This window comes from Salegentibacter sp. (genome assembly GCF_036568425.1).
In the GTDB taxonomy this organism is placed as follows: Bacteria; Bacteroidota; Bacteroidia; order Flavobacteriales; family Flavobacteriaceae; genus Salegentibacter.
On sequence record NZ_DATCSO010000119.1, the window covers coordinates 1 to 3,168 of the forward strand.

The 3,168-nt window shown below is 38.4% G+C and carries 2 protein-coding genes and 1 pseudogene; all 3 read left to right on the forward strand.

Annotated elements, in window-relative coordinates:
* On the forward strand, nt 1–1,967 hold a 1,967-nt coding region (locus VIM94_RS11940; RefSeq protein ID WP_332039527.1), incomplete at its 5' end, for a nucleoside-diphosphate sugar epimerase/dehydratase.
* A 151-nt stretch (nt 1,968–2,118) separates the two neighbouring features.
* The gene (locus VIM94_RS11945; protein ID WP_332039528.1) at nt 2,119–2,886 is read left to right on the forward strand and encodes a polysaccharide biosynthesis/export family protein; all 768 of its coding nucleotides are present in this window, start codon (nt 2,119–2,121) and stop codon (nt 2,884–2,886) included.
* A 4-nt stretch (nt 2,887–2,890) separates the two neighbouring features.
* Nucleotides 2,891–3,168: pseudogene (locus VIM94_RS11950) on the forward strand (tyrosine protein kinase); the annotation flags it as partial.

Genomic DNA, 3,168 nt, shown 5'->3' on the forward strand with positions numbered 1-3,168 from the left:
ATTTAGTCAAAATTCTTAAAAATATATTGTCAGGTGCCGACAGTTCTTTGGATCTGCGCAATATGCGATATCTCCCAAGATGGGCCGTTCTTCTTATAGATATAGCCCTGGTGGCGGTAGCGACCTTGTTTACAGTTCTTATCCTGGTAGACCTTACCCCACGATATTATACGCTTCTCAGCTTTTATGATAAAGGCATATTAGTGGTTAGTGTACATATATTTTATTTTTATGTTTTTAAAACTTATGCCGGAATCATCAGGCATTCCTCGAATATTGATGCGCTTAAACTTCTCCTGGCTACCCTGAGTTCATTTTTCACCCTGGTACTCATTAGTTATATAACATATTTTGTAATAGAAGAGAAGATCTTTTTGATAGGAGGTTTATTGATAAACCTTTGTGCGACCTTCTCCTTGTTATTTCTTTTCAGACTTGGGGTAAAGCAGGTTTATGAATACTTCAAGTTGATTCAGAAAAACGAGCAGCTTATTAATGCAGTAATCATCGGGGCTGATGAAAATGCGATTTCTGTGGCGGGAGCCCTGGATATTGAACATCCAAAAAGGTTTAAAGTGGTGGGGTTCTTGACCCAGGAAAAATTAAATAAGAGTATTCGCCTACTTGATAAACCGGTTATTAGCCATACCGGAAAAATATACCATGCGGTAAAAAGTCTAGGTGCCAATGCAGTAATTCTATCTGAATTCAACTTAAGCGCTGAAGAGAAATTCGGGATTGTGGAAGATTGTCTCGAACATGGTATAAAAGTTTATAACGCCCCTATTGTTTCTACCTGGGGCGAAGGAGAGCCTATCGCTCAAAAAGTGAAATCCCTTCAGATTGAAGATCTGCTGGAGCGGGAGCCTATTAATCTGGACGTTCAGAATAAAATTGAACAATTAACCGGGAAAACTATTCTGGTAACCGGAGGAGCCGGCTCTATAGGCAGTGAGATCGTTAGACAGGTGGCAAGTTATAGTCCTAAACGTCTTATAATTCTAGATCAGGCAGAAACTCCTTTACACAATTTAAAGTTGGATATAGAATCCAGGTTCCCCGAGCTTAATTGTAAATTCATCATTTGCGATGTAGGTAATATAAGACGCCTGGAACTGATGTTTCGCAATAATGATATTGATGTTATTTATCATGCGGCAGCATACAAACACGTTCCCCTGATGGAAGAAAATCCGCATGAGGCGGTGTTCGTAAATATTGCTGGTACTAAGAATCTGGCTGATTTATCTATTAAATATAAAGTAGGACATTTTGTAATGATTTCTACAGATAAAGCTGTAAATCCTAGCAATGTTATGGGAGCTTCTAAACGAACAGCCGAAATGTATGTGCAGTCGCTTTTTCATAGTCAACTGGCAACCAATCCGAATCCTACCAAATTTATTACTACCCGCTTCGGAAATGTTTTAGGATCGAATGGCTCGGTTGTTCCTTTATTCAAAAAACAGATAGAAAAAGGAGGTCCGGTAACTATTACTCACCCGGATATCATTAGGTATTTTATGACCATTCCTGAAGCCTGTCAGCTTGTGCTGGAAGCCGGGACTATGGGAAAAGGAGGAGAGATTTTTGTTTTTGATATGGGGGAGCCAGTAAAGATAATGGATCTGGCAATAAAAATGATCAAGCTTGCAGGTTATGATCCTAATAAAAATATCAAAATAAAAATTACCGGGCTAAGGCCCGGGGAAAAGCTTTATGAAGAACTGCTTAATGACGAATGCAAAACCCTGCCTACTCACCATAAAAAAATTATGATAGGGCAGGAAGTTGTTCGTGATTATGAACTAATAAGTGGAAAGGTTGAAGAGATTATCGCTTCTGCCAATAAATTAAAAGCAGATAAGGTTGTTCAGAGACTTAAAGATCTCATCCCGGAGTTTAAAAGCAATAATTCCTCTTTTGAACGTTTAGACAATAAAGAAAAAAAACTGATAAATAAATAAAACCAGCATGTTGCTGGCTTATGGATTTCAAAACAAAAAAGAATATAAGAGACTATTCCATTTTTATATGATGAGTATAACGTGAAAATGGTATAAATCCCATGAAGGAATGCGAATTATATAAGCTCATGGAAGATCAATAAAAACCCAAATGAAAAAATACCTACTGCTACTTTCAGCAAGTTTTTTAATTTTTAGTTGTTCCACCAAAAAAGAGGTGGTTTATTTTCATAATATTGAAGAATTGGAAGGCTATGAAAATATCATGGATTATGAACCTGTTATTGAGCCTAATGATGTCTTGCGAATAAAGGTTTCCTCCATTAACGAGGAAGTGGTAAAACCCTTTCAGCCTAATACCCAGGGCCAACAAGCCGGCGGCGGAGGTGGAGGCCAGAATATGTCTTTAACCGGTTATCTGGTAGACCCGGAAGGTTATATCCAGTTTCCTGTTTTAGGCGCTGTTGAAGTGGCTGGGTTAAAACGAAGTGAAGTCCAGCAAAACCTACAGAAAAAGATTCGAAACTTTGTAACTGATGCCGTTGTGGATGTGAGAATTGTCAATTTTAAGGTAACCGTGCTTGGGGAAACAGGTGCAACGCGGGTAGAGGTTAGCGATGGACGTATTACTGTACCGGAATTGATCGCTGAAGTTGGGGATATCAGCTATAATGGGAGGAGACAAAACATTTTAGTGATAAGAGAGAAAGATGGGGTCAAATCTTATGGAAGGGTGGATCTTACAGATGCACAGGATGTATTTAAAAATCCTTATTATTATTTAAAGCAAAATGATATTGTTTACGTAGAACCAACATACAGGGCTGTGAAATCGGCTGGGTTTTTTACCAGTTATCAAGGTATAATTTCTTTGGGAACTACGATTATAAGTATGTATCTGCTAATCAATAGTCTCTAATTTTATGGAAGAACTCAACGACTTCACGCAAGAGCAAGAAGAATCTAATTTTGATCTCAAGGCAGAAATTTTTAAATACCTCACCCACTGGAAATGGATTGTTTTAGGGTTACTGCTTGGAGGCTTAGTAGCTTACCTCTATAACCGTTATACCATCCCAAAATACCGTACCGAGGCAACGCTGGTCATTGTTAATGAGGAGGAGAATACCGCCTTAAGCGCAATGCCTACGGGTGGGGGGTCAATTTTATCATTAAATAGCGATGGTCTCGATAATCAAAT

Excerpts from the sequence above, each read along its gene's own strand:
- VIM94_RS11945 (WP_332039528.1), top strand. The coding sequence starts at position 2,119 with ATGAAAAAATACCTACTGCTACTTTCAGCAAGTTTTTTAATTTTTAGT.